This is a genomic window from Streptomyces sp. NPDC042364, assembly GCF_056437585.1.
The window spans coordinates 137,844-155,353 of sequence record NZ_JBWKAJ010000005.1 but is presented as its reverse complement, the minus strand read 5'-3'; the positions used below and the strand labels follow the sequence as shown (position 1 = coordinate 155,353).

Annotated in this window: 15 protein-coding genes; 9 read left to right on the top strand and 6 right to left on the bottom strand. The window is 73.3% G+C overall.

All coding sequences use genetic code 11. The features are described from left to right. Nucleotides 1-29 precede the first annotated feature (29 nt). Nucleotides 30-812 (top strand): tetratricopeptide repeat protein, encoded by a 783-nt coding sequence (locus AC067N_RS12490; protein ID WP_478678857.1) that lies wholly within the window; start codon nt 30-32, stop codon nt 810-812. A 29-nt stretch (nt 813-841) separates the two neighbouring features. On the opposite strand, the gene AC067N_RS12485 is transcribed toward AC067N_RS12490, so the two are convergent. Beyond that, complete coding sequence (locus AC067N_RS12485) at nt 842-1,399, bottom strand: hypothetical protein (protein ID WP_478678856.1); 558 nt, start codon at nt 1,397-1,399, stop codon at nt 842-844. Nucleotides 1,400-1,564: 165 nt separating this feature from the next. Then, nucleotides 1,565-2,485 carry a Vgb family protein gene (locus AC067N_RS12480; RefSeq protein ID WP_478678855.1) on the bottom strand — a complete coding sequence of 307 codons (921 nt, stop codon included), beginning with the start codon at nt 2,483-2,485 and terminating at the stop codon, nt 1,565-1,567. A gap of 310 nt (nt 2,486-2,795) precedes the next feature. Between AC067N_RS12480 and AC067N_RS12475 the strand changes: the two genes are divergently transcribed. Next, complete coding sequence (locus AC067N_RS12475; protein ID WP_478678854.1) at nt 2,796-3,518, top strand: class I SAM-dependent methyltransferase; 723 nt, start codon at nt 2,796-2,798, stop codon at nt 3,516-3,518. A gap of 127 nt (nt 3,519-3,645) precedes the next feature. Then, nucleotides 3,646-4,125 (top strand): 2'-5' RNA ligase family protein, encoded by a 480-nt coding sequence (locus AC067N_RS12470; protein WP_478678853.1) that lies wholly within the window; start codon nt 3,646-3,648, stop codon nt 4,123-4,125. A gap of 87 nt (nt 4,126-4,212) precedes the next feature. Here AC067N_RS12470 and AC067N_RS12465 read toward each other — a convergent pair whose 3' ends face one another. Continuing rightward, a complete protein-coding gene (locus AC067N_RS12465) occupies nt 4,213-4,608 on the bottom strand; it encodes a nitroreductase/quinone reductase family protein (RefSeq protein WP_478678852.1) in 396 nt (131 codons plus the stop codon). A gap of 80 nt (nt 4,609-4,688) precedes the next feature. Between AC067N_RS12465 and AC067N_RS12460 the strand changes: the two genes are divergently transcribed. Continuing rightward, nucleotides 4,689-5,513: an endonuclease/exonuclease/phosphatase family protein gene (locus AC067N_RS12460; RefSeq protein ID WP_478678851.1), complete on the top strand. Its 825-nt coding sequence runs from the start codon at nt 4,689-4,691 to the stop codon at nt 5,511-5,513. 67 nt (nt 5,514-5,580) lie between these two features. Here AC067N_RS12460 and AC067N_RS12455 read toward each other — a convergent pair whose 3' ends face one another. Then, on the bottom strand, nt 5,581-6,396 hold the full coding sequence (locus AC067N_RS12455) for an SAM-dependent methyltransferase (RefSeq protein WP_478678850.1): 816 nt from the start codon (nt 6,394-6,396) through the stop codon (nt 5,581-5,583). 122 nt (nt 6,397-6,518) lie between these two features. Next, entirely contained in the window at nt 6,519-8,069 is a 1,551-nt protein-coding gene (locus AC067N_RS12450; protein ID WP_478678849.1) for a CehA/McbA family metallohydrolase, read from the bottom strand. A gap of 203 nt (nt 8,070-8,272) precedes the next feature. Between AC067N_RS12450 and AC067N_RS12445 the strand changes: the two genes are divergently transcribed. The 4 genes from AC067N_RS12445 (at nt 8,273) to AC067N_RS12430 (ending at nt 15,104) form a co-directional block, all read left to right on the top strand. Further along, nucleotides 8,273-9,121 carry a serine hydrolase domain-containing protein gene (locus tag AC067N_RS12445; protein WP_478678848.1) on the top strand — a complete coding sequence of 283 codons (849 nt, stop codon included), beginning with the start codon at nt 8,273-8,275 and terminating at the stop codon, nt 9,119-9,121. A gap of 87 nt (nt 9,122-9,208) precedes the next feature. Next, the gene (locus AC067N_RS12440; RefSeq protein ID WP_478678847.1) at nt 9,209-10,060 is read left to right on the top strand and encodes an LLM class F420-dependent oxidoreductase; all 852 of its coding nucleotides are present in this window, start codon (nt 9,209-9,211) and stop codon (nt 10,058-10,060) included. 243 nt (nt 10,061-10,303) lie between these two features. Then, a complete protein-coding gene (locus tag AC067N_RS12435) occupies nt 10,304-12,889 on the top strand; it encodes a bifunctional FO biosynthesis protein CofGH (RefSeq protein WP_478678846.1) in 2,586 nt (861 codons plus the stop codon). A 94-nt stretch (nt 12,890-12,983) separates the two neighbouring features. Then, a complete protein-coding gene (locus AC067N_RS12430) occupies nt 12,984-15,104 on the top strand; it encodes a laminin G domain-containing protein (protein WP_478678845.1) in 2,121 nt (706 codons plus the stop codon). A 122-nt stretch (nt 15,105-15,226) separates the two neighbouring features. On the opposite strand, the gene AC067N_RS12425 is transcribed toward AC067N_RS12430, so the two are convergent. Next, on the bottom strand, nt 15,227-15,748 hold the full coding sequence (locus AC067N_RS12425) for a DUF2165 domain-containing protein (RefSeq protein WP_478678844.1): 522 nt from the start codon (nt 15,746-15,748) through the stop codon (nt 15,227-15,229). Between the two features lie 561 nt (nt 15,749-16,309). On the opposite strand from AC067N_RS12425, the gene AC067N_RS12420 reads away from it, so the two are divergent. Continuing rightward, nucleotides 16,310-17,425 (top strand): ADP-ribosylglycohydrolase family protein, encoded by a 1,116-nt coding sequence (locus tag AC067N_RS12420; RefSeq protein WP_478678843.1) that lies wholly within the window; start codon nt 16,310-16,312, stop codon nt 17,423-17,425. Nucleotides 17,426-17,510: the final 85 nt, after the last annotated feature.

Here is a 17,510-nt window from a genome sequence, read left to right as displayed (position 1 = left end):
CGACTTGCCCTGAACGCAATGATGCTCGAATGCAGCGAGTGTCGAAGGCATGGCGTTGGCCGGTCGGCGGGCTGGTCGCGGCCGGGGTGGGCGCCCTGTTCGTGCCGATCGGCGGGCTGATCCGGGTCCACCTGCTCGTTTCCCTGGGCGCGTTCGTCGTGCTGGTACGGCTGGCGCACCGGGAGGTGCCGTTCCCGGTGGCGCTCGCGCAGTTGCGGCTCGGCGGCGACGATCCGGCGGTGCTGCGCGCCCGCGCCGTGTCGGCGGCGATGTGCCTGCGGCGGGGACGGCCCCACCTCGCTCTGTACCGGCTGGACTCCGTCCTGCCGGACCTGACCCGCGTCCTCGGACCGGACCACCCCGACACCCTCTCGGCGCGGCTGCTGAGCCTCCAGATCCGGGGCGAGACGGGCGACCTGCCGGACCGCCTCACCGCGATACGCGCACTGATCGACGAGATCACCCCCGTCCTCGGCCCCGGCCACCCCGACACCCTGGCCGCCCGGCAGTGCCTCGCGGAGTGGCTCGGCCAGGACGGCCGCACCGAGGAGGCCGAGGCGGCGTACGAGGACGTCGTCGCCGCCGGCACCGAGCACCTGGGCGCCGACCACAACCTCGTGCTGATCGCCCGGAGTTCCCTCACGATCCTGCGCTACGACCGCACACGCCCCGACAACGCGGCGGCCGTCGCCGACATGACCGAGATCGTCGCCGCCATGGAACGCACCCTCGGCCCCGCCCACCCCACCGCCGCCTCCACCCGGCGACTGCTCACCCAGTGGCAGAACGCGCAGGCGAGCAGCGGGGCGTAGCGCGCGGCGGCGAATGCAGGGCGAGGTGACTACGGCTTGAGGTCCGTGGTCGCCGGGGCGGCCCGGCCGACCGTCAGGGACCAGCGGACGGAGCCGGAGGAGGCGGTCACGGCCACGGTGCCCGCGTCGCGCGCGCGGGATACGGCGAACTGGTGGTAGACGCTGCTGACTTCACCGGCACGGCACGTCACGGGGAAGTCGGCGGAGGCGGGCCGCAGGCGGACGGTGAGCCGCCCCTTGCCGTGGCACTGCACGGCGATGACCAGGGCGTCGCCGTCCCCCTTCCCGGCCTCGGGGAACTCCAGAGCCCGGCTTTCATACGTCCCGTTCTGACGGACGAGGACCTTGCCGCTGTCCAGACCCGGCGCCCGCTCCACGGACCCCACCGGCTGCGCGGAGTCCCCGGCTGCGTCACGCCCGTTCGCGGAGTCCGTCGCCGTCACCTGGCGCTGCTCGGACGACCGTACGGGTGGTTTCGTCGCCGTGGCCTCGGACGAGGTGGCGGTGCCCGCTGAGCACGCGGCGGTGGTGGCCAGGAGCGCGGCCGCCGCCAGCAGGGTGAGGGCGGAGCGGGTGCGGTGTGACATGGAACGACCCCCGTGAGTCGGGTCCGCGGGTGGCGGACGAGACGGTGATCGTGACACCGCGGCCCGGCAAGTAGCCAGGCAGACAAGCGAGTTCAGAGGAGAATCTGAGGTTGTAGGGGGCGGGGGAAGGTCTGGACGTGGCGCCTACGGGGCGGCGGGGCAGGCTCACCGCGCGACGGTGAGACGGGCGATCCTCCCGGTCTCCAGGGCGGTCCACAGGGAGCCGTCCGGGGCGGCGGTGATGCCGTGCGGTTCGCAGGACGGGGTGGGGAGGTCGTACTCCTCGATCCTGCCGTCGGGGGTGATCCGGCCGACTCGGTTGGCGCCCCACTCGGTGAACCAGCAGGCGTTGTCCGGCGTGTCTGCGGAGGTGATGGCGTGCGGGCGTGCCGCGCGGTCCGGGAGCGGGAACTCGTCGATCTTCCCGTCGGGCGTGATCCGGCCGATCTGCCCGGCCCCGATCTCCACGAACCACAGCGCCCCGTCACCGCCCGTGGTGATCCCGACGGGCGCGCCGCCCGGCGTGGGCAGCGGATGGACGGTGACGTCACCGGCTGGCCCGATGGCGCCGATCGCGTTCGCTCGGTTCAGCGTGAACCACAGCCGGTCGTCGCCTTCCGGCCCGGCGGCGATGGCCGACGGGAAGGCACCGGTCAGCGGCAGAGGGAACTCGGTGACCTCCCCGTCCGGTGTGATCCGCCCGATCCGGTCGGCGCCCGCCTCGGTGAACCACAGCGCGCCGTCCCGTCCGGCCGTGATCCCGAACGGGCCCGCCTCCGGCGTGGGCAGCGCGAACGAGGCGATCTCACCGGCCGTGGTGATCCGCCCGATCCGGTGCCCCCGGAACTCCGTGAACCACAGCGTGTCCCCCTCCGGCCCCGGAGTGATCAGCGAGGGGCCGCCCGTGGCGGGGTCGAGCGGGTACGAGGTGCTCTCACCGCCGGGCGTCAGCCGACCGATCCGCCCGTCGTGCACCAGCGTGAACCACAGCGCGCCGTCCGGCCCGGCGGTGATCCCATAGGGCCCAGCATCGGGCCCGGAGACGACGAACTCCGTGACGGAGACGGACGTGACGTGCTCAGACATGGCGGGGGCTTCCTTGGTGGGGGGCGGTGGTCAGCGGGCGGTGGGCAGTGGTCGGTGGGTTGGCGAATCAGCGTCCCCGAGGCCAGGTGGCCCGGTGGCCCGGTCGCCTTGTGGTCCCGCCGTCTTGCCGCCTTGCGGCTCTGCTTCAAGGCGACCCGGTGACCCGGCGAGCCCGTGAGCCCGTGAGCCCGCGAGCCCGCGAGCCCGCGAGCCCGCGAGCCCGCGAGCCCGCGAGCCCGCGAGCCAGGATTTCAAAGCCGGGCCGTGGTGTCGCGTGAATTCGGCTCGCCGGGTGGGCAGTTGTCAGCCCATGTCCGACGAGATCTTCAACGACCCGCGCCTGGCCGGGATCTACGACGCGCTCGACCCCGACCGCAGTGACCTGGACGCCTATGTGCGGCTCGCCGAGGAGTCGGGCGCGCGGACGGTGCTGGACATCGGCTGCGGAACGGGCGTGTTCGCGCTGCTGCTGGCGGAGCGGGGTGTGGAGGTGGTGGGGGTCGACCCCGCGCTCGCCTCCCTGGAGGTGGCGCGGGCGAAGCCGGGCGGTGACCGGGTCCGGTGGATTCACGGTGACGCCACCGCACTGCCGCCGCTCCGGGTCGACCTCGCGGTGATGACGGCCAACGCGGCACAGGAGATCGTCGACGCGGACGTCTGGAGCGGGACGCTCCGGGGTGCGTTCGAGGCGCTGCGACCGGGCGGAGCGTTCGTCTTCGAGACCCGCGACCCGGCCGCGCGGGCGTGGGAGGGGTGGAACCGGGCGGACTCGTACGGGGTGACGGACGTTCCGGGGGTGGGCGCGGTGGAGAGCTGGGTGGAGCTGACCGGGGTGGACGGGCCCCTGGTGACGTTCCGCCGGCACTACGTCTTCCGGGCGGACGGGCAGAAGCTGACCTCCGATTCCACGCTGAGGTTCCGCGAGAGGGAGGAGGTCGAGGCGGACCTGGCGGCACAGGGGCTTGTGCTGCGGGAGGTACGGGACGCCCCGGACCGCCCCGGCAGGGAGTTCGTGTTCGTCGCCGACCGGTGAGCGCTTCGGCGTGTGCCGGGCCGTCCTCGTCGGTCCCGGCAGGGGCTGGTACCCATGGGGTATGGCCGACGACGATTCAGACGCTTCAGATGAGTTCCGAGCGGGGCAGACGGGGCTCGTCGTCCGCGTGCCCGAAGCCGAGCCCGCCGTCCACGTGTGGCGGAACCGGCTGGACCCCTCGGCCAGGGCCGGCGTCCCCGCGCATGTCACCGTCCTCTTCCCGTTCCTCCACGAGACCCGCGTCGACAGCGGTACATGTGCCGCCCTCGCCGAGGTGATCGGGCGTCATCCGTCCTTCGGGACGCGGTTCGAGCGCTGCGGGCGGTTCCCCGGAATCCTGTATCTCGTCCCCCGGCCGGACGGGCCGTTCCGGCGGCTCACGGAGGCGATCGCCGAACGGTGGCCCGAAACACCGCCGTTCGGGGGGCGCTTCACGGAGGTGGTGCCTCATCTGACCGTCGCGCAGGGCCAGGACGACACCGTGCTGGACGAGGTCGAGGCCGATCTCCGGGGACGGCTTCCCTTCGGTGCCCGGGTGTCGTCGGTCGACCTGATGGTCCACGACGGGACACGCTGGCGGCGGCGGGCGTCGTTCGGGCTTCGTTGACACCGCTGCTCGGCGTCCCGGGCGACCCCGGCAACCCGGGCGACCCCGGCGTCCGGGGTGCACCCGGCGTCTCCGGTCGGCCCCGGTTCAGTCGTGCAGGTCGACGCGGACCGTCAGCAGGTCGCGCCCCAGGGCGCGTACGGCGGTGCTGTTCAGTCTGGGGAGGGCGCGGAGGCGGGCCACGGGGTCGTCGTCGGGGAGCAGATGGGCCGTGCCGTGGTGCCAGCGGCCGCGGAGGCGGACCCGCACGGCCGGGTGGGCCTTGATGTTGCGGATGTAGTGGGACTTCTCGCCGTACTCCGAGACCAGCCAGAACGTGTCGCCCGTGCGGCGGCCCCCGACGGGGGTGCGGCGGGGCAGACCGGAGACGCGGCCGGTCGTCTCCAGCACGGTCTGGAACGGTACGCGGCGCAGGACCGGGTTGGCGACGTGGCGCTGGAAGGCCGTGACGACACGCTGTTTCAGGTCGGGATCACGGGACATCGGCTTGGTTCTCCTCGTGCTGTGGGAGGTAGGGGGTACGGGGACACAGGATCGGGGCGGGGCGAGGCGGTGGGTGGCCGGTGCGGGTCGTGACGTGGAACGTGTGGTGGCGGTTCGGGCCCTGGCAGGAACGGCAGAAGGCGATTCTCGCCGTCCTGCGCGAACTGCGGCCTGACGTGGTCGGGTTGCAGGAGGTGTGGGAGCAGGACGGCGAGAACCTGGCCGAGTGGCTCGCCGGGGAACTGGGCCTGCGCTGGGCGTGGGGGTCGTACGGCGATCCCGAGGTGTGGCAGCGGCGGATCGGGGATTCGGGCGTCGGGATCGGCAACGCCGTGCTGAGTCGCTGGCCCGTGCGGGAGCAAGCGGCCATCGGGCTGCCCACGGGGGAGAACGGAAGCGGCAGGGGTGCGCTGTACGCGCTGCTCGACGCGCCGGGGGCGCCCGTGCCGTTCTTCACCACCCACCTCAGCTCCGCCACCGACGCCTCGGCCCTGCGCTGCCGCCAGGTCACCTCGCTCGTCGAGTTCGTCGCCCGGCACCGGGGCGAGGGCCCGTTCCCGCCCGTCGTCACCGGCGACTTCAACGCCTGGCCCGACTCCGACGAGGTCCGGCTGTTCGGCGGACACCGGACCGCGCCGGCCGTACCGGGCCAGGTCTTCTTCGACGCCTGGGAGTACGCCGACCCCGGCGCCCCCTCGGCCACCTGGGACAGGGCCAACCCCTACGTCGCCCGCACCTTCGGACCCAGCGTGCGCGTCGACTACATCCACGTCGCCCCGCCGGGCCGCGACGGCCTCGGCCGCGTGCGCGCCGTCCGCCGGGCGGGCGACACCGCGGTCGACGGCGTCTGGCCCTCCGACCACGCGGCCGTGGTGGCCGACCTGGGGGCGGAGAGGGTCACCTGAGGCGACGCGGAGCGGGCCGGCATCGAGGCGCCGGCCCCGCCCCCGTGACTTCTCCGTCCCCCGGGGCCTACGGCTTGCGGCCGACCCCGCCGTGCTGGCCGATCGGCTTCGGGTCGCCGGACTCGTCGTCCGGGTGCCACAGCGGCACCGAGACGATGCCCGGCTCGACCAGGTCCAGGCCCTCGAAGTAGCCCGCGATCTGCTCGACGGGGCGCAGGAAGTACGGAACGGCGCCCGTCTCGTTGTAGGCGTCCTGGGCGCGTTCGTAGTCCGGGTCGGTGCCCCGGGAGCCGTCGTTGATGTTGAGATAGCTGCCGGAGGGGAGTCCGGCGAGGAGACGGCGGACGATGTCGCGGGCCTCGTCGTAGTCGCCGACGTGGCCCAGGATGCCGCTGAGGATGAGGGCGGTGGGCCGGGACAGGTCCAGGGTCCGCGCGGCCGCCTCCAGGATCTTGTCCGGCTCGTAGAGGCTGGCGTCGACGTACGCCGTGGCCCCCTCCGGCGCGGAGTACAGCAGCGCACGGGCGTGGGCGAGGACCATCGGGTCGTTGTCGACGTAGACGATCCGCGCCTCCGGGGCGCTGCGCTGGGCGACCTGGTGGGTGTTGTCGGCGGTGGGCAGCCCCGTGCCGACGTCCAGGAACTGCCGGACGCCCTCCACCTCCACCAGGTACCGGATGCTGCGCCGCAGATACGCCCGGCTGCTGCGGGCGATCGTCACGATGCCGGGGAAGGCGCCCGCGTACGCGTCGCCCGCCGCCTCGTCCACCGCGTAGTTGTCCTTGCCGCCCAGCCAGTAGTTCCAGATCCGGGCGGAGGCGGGCACCGAAGTGTCGACCTTCTCCTTCGCCGCGGGTTCGGGCGTGGTCGCGTGATCGGTCATGGGCGCCGTCTCCTCCACCGAGCAGGTGCGTCACTCCTGCAGACGCACGGGTTGTGTCGAGCCAAACCTAAGGCCCAACACCGCTGCTTCGTACGAGGGTTCCCCCTGCCTTCCGGTGGCCGCTACCTCCGTCCGAGGAAGACCGGGTTGGTGAACGCCGCCATCGGGCCCGGGAATCCGGGCACCACCGGGGGATGACGGACCTCCGCGCGGACGTACGCCGCGTACGAGGCGGTCGTCCGCCACTGCGCCGAGCCCGTGCCGGAGTCCGGGAGCGCGGGCGACGTGAACAGGACACCCTGGTCGGTGACGAAGCGGATGACGCAGCCGGGGGCGCCCGTCGCCTCCAGGCGGACGGTGACCGGTGTGTCGCGGTCCACCTTCAGCCGTTCGCCGATCCCGGCGTGCTCCCCGCGGGCCCCCGACGCCGTGAACGACACCGACACGTCCTTCGACTCGGCGACGTACGAACGTCCGGCCCGCAGCCCCTCCAGGACGGCCTCCCGGGTCAGGTCGTCGGCGAGGACGACCGTCTGGGGGCGGCCCACCGGATCGGGGTCGCGGTGGGCGTCGCTGTTGCCCATCGCGGGAATCCAGCCGCGCCCCTCCCGCACCGACGCCACGAGCATGCCGTCCCAGTCGGCGAGGGCGACCTCGTCCTCCGGCGAGTAGCCGCCGTTCCACACCTCCACGACGTCCGCCGAGCCGAAGCCGAACTTCCAGTTGCAGCCGACGCAGGTGGCGTGCGGATGGGCCGGGACGACCAGGCCACCGGCGCGGCGGATCTGCCGCGCGTACGCGCCGAAGCGGTTGTCGCGGGCCCGGTAGCGCCAGTCGACGAACGTGCCGGGGTCCGTGCCGAGCGCGACCACATGGCCGTTGCGGGTGGTGACCTCCTCGCCCAGCAGGATCAGCAGGTCGTCGCCCGCGTGCTCGGCCCAATGGGCGTGCGCGGACGTGGTGTTGTGCTCGGAGCTGTTGATGAAGTCGAGCCCGGCGGCCCGCGCCAGCGCCGCGATCTCGGCGGGCGTACGGCGGCCGTCGGAGTACCAGGAGTGCAGATGGCAGTCGCCCCGGTACCAGGCGCGGCCCCGGCCCCCGGCCCGCTCCGGCGGATACACGGGCCTCGCCCGCTCGCCGGGCGGGCCGTATGTCAGGGTGATCGTGATCTCGTACGGCAGCCCCTGCGGCGCCACCGTGTACGGGCCCAGCGCGATGTGCCAGGTGCCGGGGCGGACCGGGCCGGGGAGATAGCCGGGGGTGGCGTCGTCCGCGCGGATGAAGAACTCCGTGCGCGCGCCGCCCGACCAGCCCCGGAAGCCGTTGCCGCCCAGGGCGGTGCCGCGATCGTCGAAGACGCCGATGTCGAGCGCGTTGCCGGTGGTGCCCGCCGGGACGGCCGGTCTGTCATAGGTGTAGGCGACCCGCAACTCGCGTACCCCGTCCGGTACTTCCACCGGCAGGTACACGAAGTCCGGGGAGCCGGCGGGGAGGGTGCCCCGGATCGTCCTGGTCTCCTGGTCGCCGTCCGCGGCCGCCGCGCCGCTGCTGCCGAAGGTCACGCTTCCCAACGTAAGCGCGGCCGCCGCCGACGTCACGAACAGCGCGCGCCTTCCCAGCCCGTTTCCTTCGCCCCTGTCGGCGCGGCCGTCGCCGTGGTGGTCGTCGCACATCTGCTGCTCCCCGGGTAGTCGTGTGTGACGTGGCGTGGATGGTGCAGTGGTGGTGCGGGACACCTTCGTATGCGGTGGTGAACTGCGGGGCAAGGGAGGGGAATCGCCAGTTTTCGATACGGCCCCGACGCTGTACGTTGATCGTTTTGCCTCGGCGGGGGCTCACCCGCCCACCCGAACGCATCGGACAGGAGAAGCGGATCGTGCGGACACCGAGCTGCCTGCTGGGCGGCGCCGGCATAGAAGACCGGGTCGCCCACGGACACGACCCGGACCGGTTCGTGGAGATCGGTTCGTTCACCAAGGTGCTCACGGGAACCGTCCTGGCCCGGCTCGTGGCGGAGGGGACCCTGGACTTCGACACCCCGCTGGAGGAGTGCCTGGAGGAGGTGCCGCGGGGGACCGGCGTGACGCTGCGGCACCTCGCCGCGCACACCTCGGGGCTGCCCCGCCTGCCCGCCGGGCCGACCGGGCCGCCGGACGACCCGTATCTCGACTTCACCGAGGCGGCCCTGCGGGACACGCTGCGCGAGATGGACCGGCTCACGGCCGGCCGGCTGGGGACGGAGGAGTACTCCAACCTCGGCTACGCCGTGCTCGGGCACGCGCTCACCGCCGTCACCGGGCGCCCCTACCAGCAACTGGTGGACACCCACGTCCTGTTGCCGCTGGGTCTGGAGGCGGGCGCGGCGACGGGACGTCCGCCGGAGGACCGGCGCCTCGTGCCGCGCCATCTGTTCGGCCGTCCGCGTCCCCTGTGGACGCTGACCGGGGCGATCCTGCCGGCCGGCGGCATGTGGGCCACCTGCCGGACGCTGGCACATGTCCTGGTCGCGCTGGTCATCGAGCGCAGGCTCGGGGAACCGGCACCCTCGTGGCGGCGGAGCCCGTCCGTCTGGTGGCACAACGGTGCCACCCGGGGCTCCTCCGTGGTGGCCGCCGCGCACGACGACGGTCCGTGGATGGTCCTCCACCGCCTTGGCGGCACGGCCCGCACGGACCGTCTCGCGCGGAAGATCCTCCTTGCGGCAGCCCCGCCGACGGGCGCGTAGACGGGCGCGTAGACGCGGCGCGGCGGACCCGATCGGTGCCGACCGGTCGGTATGGACAAGTGGGTCGCGCGGCGGTAGAGATGACCCATGCGCATCGCCGTGACGATCTTCCTCACCGACGAGACGATCACTCCGACCAGGCTCGCCCGTGAGCTGGAGCAACGCGGTTTCGCGGGGCTCTATCTCCCCGAGCACACCCACATCCCCGTCGAGCGGACCACACCGTACCCGGCGGGCGGTGAGCTGCCGCGCGAGTACGGCCGCACACTGGACCCCTTCGTCGCGCTCGGCCAGGCCGCCGCCGTCACCGAGCGGCTCGGCCTCGGCACCGGCATCACGCTCGTCGCCCAGCACGACCCGATCGGCCTCGCGAAGCAGATCGCGACCGTCGACCACCTCTCCGGCGGCCGCCTCACCCTCGGCCTCGGCTACGGCTGGAACGTGGAAGAGGCCGCCGACCACGGCGTCGAGTGGCGCACCCGGCGCGACCTCGTACGGGACCGGATGGCCCTCATGCGGGCGCTGTGGGCGGAGGAGCCGACGGCGTACGAGGGGGAGTTCGGGAGCGTACGGGCCAGCCACGCGTACCCGAAGCCGGCGCAGAAGCAGCGGGGCCCGGTGGTGGGGCCGCGCACGCTCATCGGCGGCGCGGCCGGGCCCAAGCTGTTCGCGCACATCTGCGAGTACGCGGACGGCTGGCTGCCGATCGGCGGACGGGGCCTGAGCGAGGCCCTGCCCGTCCTGCGGGGCGCGTGGGCCGACGCGGGGAGGGACCCGGCGGCGTTGCAGGTCGTGCCGTACGCGGTGCACCCGAGCGCGGGGAAGCTGGCGTACTACGCGGAGCTGGGCATCGAGGAGGCGGTGGTGCAGTTGCCTCCGGCGGGGGAGGCGGAGGTGCTGCGGTTGCTGGACCGGTACGGGGAGTTCGTGGGCGGGTAGGCGGGTTCTCGTCCGCCGTGGGCGGCCGGTGGCAGGCCGCGGGTGGGTGCGGGTTGCCCGCGCCGACGCGGCGGAGCCGCGTGTGTCACCGCCCCGCGCCCTCCAGGGGGGCGGGGAACCGCGCGAGAGGCCACGACGCACCCGCACCCGCACGAGAAACCCGCACTCCCGAGCCGTCAGGCTTCCGCCCCCGCCCCGGGGCACCGCTGTCTCGCCTGATCCGCCCGCTCGTATGCTCGACGGATGACGACCTCCTCGACCCCCGGAACCGGCCCCACCCAGAACTCCATGCGTCGCGCCCTGAAACGCGCCCGGGACGGCGTGGCGCTGGACGTGGCCGAGGCGGCGGTGCTGCTGCAGGCGCGCGGCGCGGATCTGGAGGACCTCGCGGCGTCGGCGGCCCGTGTGCGGGACGCGGGGCTGGCGGAGGCCGGGCGGCCCGGTGTCATCACGTACTCCAGGAGCGTGTTCGTCCCGCTCACCCGGCTCTGCCGGGACAAGTGCCACTACTGCACCTTCGTCACCGTGCCCGGCAAGCTGCGCCGGGCCGGCCACGGGATGTTCATGTCGCCCGACGAGGTCCTCGACGTGGCCCGCAAGGGCGCCGCCCTCGGCTGCAAGGAAGCCCTGATCACCCTCGGCGACAAGCCGGAGGACCGCTGGCCCGAGGCGCGCGAGTGGCTCGACGCGCACGGCTACGACGACACCATCGCCTACGTCCGGGCGATCTCCATCCGCATCCTGGAGGAGACCGGGCTGCTGCCCCACCTCAACCCCGGGGTGATGAGCTGGACCGACTTCCAGCGGCTCAAGCCGGTCGCCCCCTCGATGGGCATGATGCTGGAGACCACCGCGACCCGTCTGTGGTCGGAGCCGGGCGGCCCCCACCACGGCTCCCCGGACAAGGAACCGGCCGTACGGCTGCGGGTCCTGGAGGACGCCGGGCGGTCGTCCGTCCCGTTCACCTCCGGCATCCTCATCGGCATCGGCGAGACCTACGAGGAGCGCGCCGAGTCCCTCTTCGCGCTGCGCAGGGTCGCCCGCGCCTACCACGGCATCCAGGAACTGATCATCCAGAACTTCCGCGCCAAGCCCGACACCGCGATGCGCGGCATGCCGGACGCGGAACTCGACGAGCTGGTCGCCGCCGTCGCCGTGGCCCGGCTCGTCATGGGCCCCTCGGGCTGCATCCAGGCCCCGCCCAACCTCGTCGACAGCGAGTACGAGCGACTCATCGCCGCCGGGATCGACGACTGGGGCGGGGTGTCGCCGCTCACCATCGACCATGTGAACCCCGAGCGCCCGTGGCCGCAGATCGAGGAACTCACCGAACGGTCCCGGGCCGCCGGGTTCGAGCTGCGGGAACGGCTGTGCGTCTACCCGGAGTTCGTGACCCGCGGCGAGCCCTGGCTGGACCCGCGGCTCCTCCCGCACGTCCGGGCGCTCGCCGACCCGGAGACCGGCCTCGCCCTTCCCGACGCGGTCGTCGAGGGGCACCCCTGGCAGGAGCCCGAGGAGGTCTTCGTCGCCGCCGGGCGCACGGACCTGCACACCTCCATCGACACCGAGGGCCGTACGTCCGACCGCCGGGACGACTTCGACGCGGTGTACGGCGACTGGGGCGCCCTGCGCGAGGCCGCCGCGCCCGGCATGGCACCCGAGCGCATCGACACCGACGTACGGGCCGCGCTGCGCACGGCCGCCGACGACCCGACGCGGCTCGGCGACGACGAGGCCCTCGCCCTGCTGCACGCGGACGGTCCCGCGCTGGACGCGCTGTGCCGGATCGCGGACGACGTGCGGAAGACGGCCGTCGGCGACGACGTCACGTACATCGTCACGCGGAACATCAACTTCACCAACGTCTGCTACACCGGCTGCCGTTTCTGCGCCTTCGCGCAGCGCCGCACCGACGCCGACGCCTTCACGCTGTCGCTGGAGCAGGTCGCCGACCGGGCGCGGCAGGCGTGGGACGTGGGCGCCGTCGAGGTCTGCATGCAGGGCGGCATCCACCCCGACCTGCCGGGCACGGCCTACTTCGACATCGCGAAGGCGGTGAAGGAGCGGGTGCCGGGGATGCATGTCCACGCGTTCTCGCCCATGGAGGTCGTGAACGGCGCCACCCGGACCGGGATGTCGATCCGGGAGTGGCTGACGGCCGCGAAGGAGGCCGGGCTGGACTCCATCCCCGGTACGGCGGCCGAGATCCTCGACGACGAGGTCCGCTGGGTGCTGACCAAGGGCAAGCTGCCCGCGGCGACCTGGATCGAGGTGGTGACCACCGCCCACGAGCTGGGCATCCGCTCCACCTCGACGATGATGTACGGCCATGTCGACCAGCCGCGGCACTGGCTGGGCCATCTGCGGACCCTGGCCGGTATCCAGCAACGCACCGGCGGATTCACGGAGTTCGTGACGCTGCCGTTCATCCACACCAACGCGCCCGTCTACCTGGCCGGCATCGCCCGCCCCGGCCCGACCATGCGCGACAACCGCGCCGTCACCGCCATGGCCCGCCTCCTGCTCCACCCGTGGATCCCCAACATCCAGACCAGCTGGGTGAAACTCGGCACGGAGGGCGCCGCCGAGATGCTCCGCTCCGGCGCCAACGACCTCGGCGGCACCCTCATGGAGGAGACGATCTCCCGCATGGCCGGCTCCTCGTACGGCTCGTACAAGTCCGTGCGGGACCTGGTCGCCGTCGCGGAGTCGGCGGGCCGCCCGGCACGGCCGCGCACCACCCTGTACGGCCCGGTGCCCGAGGAGCGGCAGCGGGCGGCCGCCGCGTCCGACGGCCATCTGCCGGAGCTGCTGCCGGTCCTGGACTGAAAACCCTTTCTGCGGTGTCCGTGACTCCTGTTAGTTTTCTCCGGCTCGTGCGATCCACGAGTACCAAGGGACTCTGGGGAGGGGACAGTTGGGGATGTCACGGAGATTCGGTGGCCGGGGGCTGCTGGCGGTGGGGTGCTCGGCGGCGGCGCTGGTCGCCGCCGTGCCCGGCGGAGCGCACGCCGCGGGCGGCACGCCGCCGAAGCAGCCGCTGGTGGCGGATCTGAGGACCGGCAGCAAGGCGTGTGCCGCGGGCGAGGGGGAGCGGCCGTACGTCAGGTCCGCCCCGCAGCTCGACGCCGTGCTGTACGACTCCGACGGCGGCTCCGTCGGCGCCGAGTTCGAGGTCTGGTGGACGGACACCGAAGGGGCCGACCAGCGCCTCACCTACACGACCGGCAGGAAGGCGTCGGGCAGCTCCTTCCGTGTGCAGCTCCCGACCTCCCTGCCGAAGGAGACCGTCGTCTCCTGGCGGGTCCGCGCCGAGGACGGCACGGCCGCCTCCCCCTGGAGTTCCGAGGGCGACGGCAGGGCCTGCGAGTTCAGCTACGACACCACCGCCCCGGACAAGGCCGTCGTCGGCTCCGCCGAGTACCCCGACAGCGGGGAGTGGACCGACGGCGTGGGCGTCTACGGCAGCTTCACCATGGACTCGCCTTCCGAGGACGTCGTGTCGTACCAGTACCAGTTCCTGGGCGAGCCCTCGCGGACGGTGCGCCCCCAGGAGCCCGGCGGTGCGGTGACGGTGCGGTATCTGCCGCGCGCCGCCGGCACGAACCGGTTCACCGTCCAGGCCTTCGACCGCGCCGGGAACGGCAGCGCCGAGAGCACCCACTTCTTCCGCGTCGGCTCGGGCCGCGCTCCCGTCGCCCACTGGAACCTCGCCGACCCCGCGGGCTCCACGACCGCGGCGGCCGAGACCGGCACCCCCGCAGTGGCGGGCAGCGGTGTCACCTTCGGCGGTGCGGCACCCTCCGGTACGGGGCTCGCCTCGGCGGCGGTCCTGGACGGCAGCAGCCACGGCCACCTCACCCCGGGCGGTCCGGCCGTGGCCGATCCCCGCAAGACGTTCGCGGTCAGCGGCTGGGCGCGGCCCGCGCAGACCGACCGGAACATGACCGTGGCCGCCCAGGACGCGGGCGACGACGCGGCCTTCGCCCTCGGTCTCGACGCCCGCGGGGAACGGCCGGTGTGGTCGTTCACCGTCGGCGGCGCCCGGGTGACGGGCGGCGCGCCCGAGACCGGGGAGTGGGCGCATCTGCTGGGCGTGTACGACGCGGAGACCGGCGAGGCCCGGCTGTACGTCAACGGCCGGGAGACCGGTGCGAAGGCGGCGGCGCCGGGCGGCACCGCCGGCGACTTCCAGATCGGGCGCGCCCGTGACGGCCGGGGACATCACGACCGCTGGCACGGCGGGCTCGCCGGCATCAGGGTCCACGACCGGGTCGTCGTCCCCTCCGAGGCCGCCGCACTGGCACACCGTAAGCCGCGCTCGCTGGGCCACTGGTCGCTGGAGAACGCGGCGGACGGGGCGAGCCCCGAGCAGGGTGGCCGTACGCCGCTCAAGCTCGGGCCGGGTGCGGCGATCCACCGCGTCCCCGACGGCTCCTGCCTCCCGGATTTCGACCCCGACTGCCCGGCGGTGCCGGACGCGCTGGTGGGCGACGGGCACCTCACGCTGGACGGCGAGACGGGGTACGCGGCCACCGGGGGTCCCGTCGTGGACACCTCGGACAGCTTCTCGATCGGCGTGGTCGTACGCCTGGCGGACGCGGAGCCGTCCCGCCCGATGACCGTGCTGTCCCAGGGTGGCACGCACACCGACGCGTTCAAGGTGCGCTACGAGCCGTCGGCGCACGCCTGGCAGCTGGTGATGCCGAAGGCGGACGAGGAGGGCGCCGCGGAGGTCGTGGTGGCCCAGCTGGCCACGGCCGACGGCGGCGAGGGAGTGGGCCGGCGGCTCGCGGTCGTCTACGACGACGCCGCAGACCGGATCACGCTCCACCTCGACGGCTGGACCAACGCCCAGGCCACCGCCGACTTCCCGGACGGCTGGGAGAGTTCGGGCCCGCTCCAGGTCGGCCGCGCCCGGGTCGGTGACGGCTGGGGCGAGTACCTGCGCGGTGACGTCGACGAGGTCCACGCCTTCGCCGGCGCCCTCGACGACACGGCCGTGCGCCAACTCGGCTCGGGTGTGGAGCCCTGCCTCTGCTGACGGGCCGCCCGGCAGCCGTGACCCCCGCCGGTCCGTACGACGGCGGGGGTCACGGCTGTCAGGGGCGGACCCCCGCCCGAGCGGCGGTCGTGGACGCCCGTGGTCCGGCCACGGGACAACCCTCAGCCCTTCGCCGGTTCGTCCAGGGGGAGGTGGGTGACCAGCAGCACCACGGCGCTCAGCAGGAACACCCGCAGGGCCGCGTCGAGGCCGTTCCAGGTGTCGGACTGCCACATGACGAACCACTCGCCGCCTATGGCCATGAAGCCGGCGCCGAAGAGGAGAAGGACCATGAGCAGGCCGAGGGTGCTGTAGCGGCGGGCGGTGTGGAAGGCGCGTGAGCGCAGGGCAGCGGCCCAGAAGTACGTGGCCGCGATGAGGAGCAGCGCGGAGACCGTCTCCCAGACGATGATGGCGACGTACGCCGTGTCCTGGAGGCCCTTCGACTTGATCGCCCGCCACATGAGGTCCTCGTCCTTGAACGTGGTGTCCATGGCGAGAACGTGCCGTACGAACTGCTGGTTGGTGCCGAAGTCGGTGATGTTGCTGAAGGCGACGAGCGCCATGTAGAGGGCGACGGTGCCGACGAGGAGCGTCGAGGCGAGGGGGAGGAGGGACGAACGGGGTCTGAGATCTGCGGACATGGATCAACTATGTCCCGCGTGATCGACCCAACCCCAGGTGATTTTCGGCGCGTTGGGCCGGAACCAGCGGCTGCGGACTGGCCGGAACCGTACGGGTGGCAGCGCCCCGGCCGGAGGTCCCCGGAGGAACCGCACGGCCGGGCCGCCGAGGCGGTGACCCGGCCGGTGCCGGAGGGGTGGTCGCCCTACTCGGCGAAGCCCAGCCCGAAGAGGGCCCCGTTCTCCGGTGCCTTGAGGGCGGCCGGGCCGAACGACGTGATGTTCGTCGTGACGAGGCCGTTCCTGGAGCCGCGGAACAGCCAGGCGGCTCCGGAGTCCTTGTGGGCGCCCTTCTTCGTCGGCGCCCCGACGGCGAGGTCGGCGCGGTTGGATGCCGGTTGTTCACATCCGATCGTTTGACCCTCGGGGGTGCGAAACAGTTGCTTTCCCGTGGTGGAACGCGCTCGTCGGGACCCCTGAATCGACTATTCCTGTTCGATTACAGTGCTGGACTGTCGAGCCGTACGGGCGTACGGATGTACTTACGTACTGACGTACGGGTAGGGCCGTGAGGAGGCCGGGGTGGGTGCGACAGCCGGTGCGGTCTGGGGGCGGGCCGAACAGCAGGACTTCCGCAGCCGGGTGCGCGGAACGCTGCTCGGCGCGGCCGTCGGCGACGCCCTGGGCGCGCCCGTCGAGTCGCTGCCCCTGTCCGGCATCCGCGAGACGTACGGCCCGGAGGGCCTGCCCGACCTGGCGCCCGCCTACGGCAGACGCGGGGCCATCACCGACCTCACCCAGCTGACCCTGTTCACCGTCGACGGCCTGATCCGCGCCCAGGTCCGCCGCGACACCGGCGCCTGGCACCCGCCGACCGATCTGCACCGCGCCTACCTCCGCTGGGCGGCGACACAGCGGGACTGGGGCCCCGACGAGCGCCGCAAGGACGACGGCTGGCTCGCCCGCGAGGAGTGGCTGTACGCCCGGCGCGACCCGTCCCGGGTCTGCCTGCTCGGCTTCGCCGACGACACCATGGGCACGCTCGACGCCCCCAAGAACCCCGGCGAGGCGGGCGCCGAGGCCGCCGCCCGCTCGGCCCCCTTCGGTCTCCTCGTCGGCTGGGAGCCGCAGCTCGTCTTCCAGCTCGCCGTCGAGTGCGCGGCCCAGACCCACGGGCACCCCACCGCGTACCTCGCGGCCGGCTCGTACGCCGTCCTCGTGCACGCCCTGGCCCGGGGGGAGAGCATGGACGCCGCCGCGCAGAAGGCCCTGGTGCTGCTCGCCGCCCGCCCCGGCCACCAGCCCGTCACCGAGGCCCTCCAGCAGGCCCTCGCCGCCGTCCGCACCGGCCCGCCGTCCCCGGCGCTCGTGGAGGAACTGGCCGACCCCGGCACGGCCGACCGGCTGCTCGCGGTCGCCGTCTACTGCGCGCTCGTGGGCGAGGACATACGCCAGGGCCTGTGCCTCTCGGTCAACCACAGCGGCCCCTCGAAGGCGGCGGGCGCCCTGACCGGCGGACTCCTCGGCGCCCTGCACGGCGAGACGGCGCTCCCCCCGGCCTGGCTGGCCGAACTCGAAGGCCGCCCCACCCTCCTGGTCCTGGCCGACGACTTCGCCCTGGAGATGACCCAGGGCCCGGCCCTGCACAGCCCGAACGGCGCGGTACCGGGGTGGCTGGCGAGGTATCCCCGGGCCTGAGCGCCCGCCGTCCCACCCGACCGGGAGCGGAAGTGCTTCACTCCCGCGAGTGACCGGAACCAACCCACCTGCAACGTGAGGAACC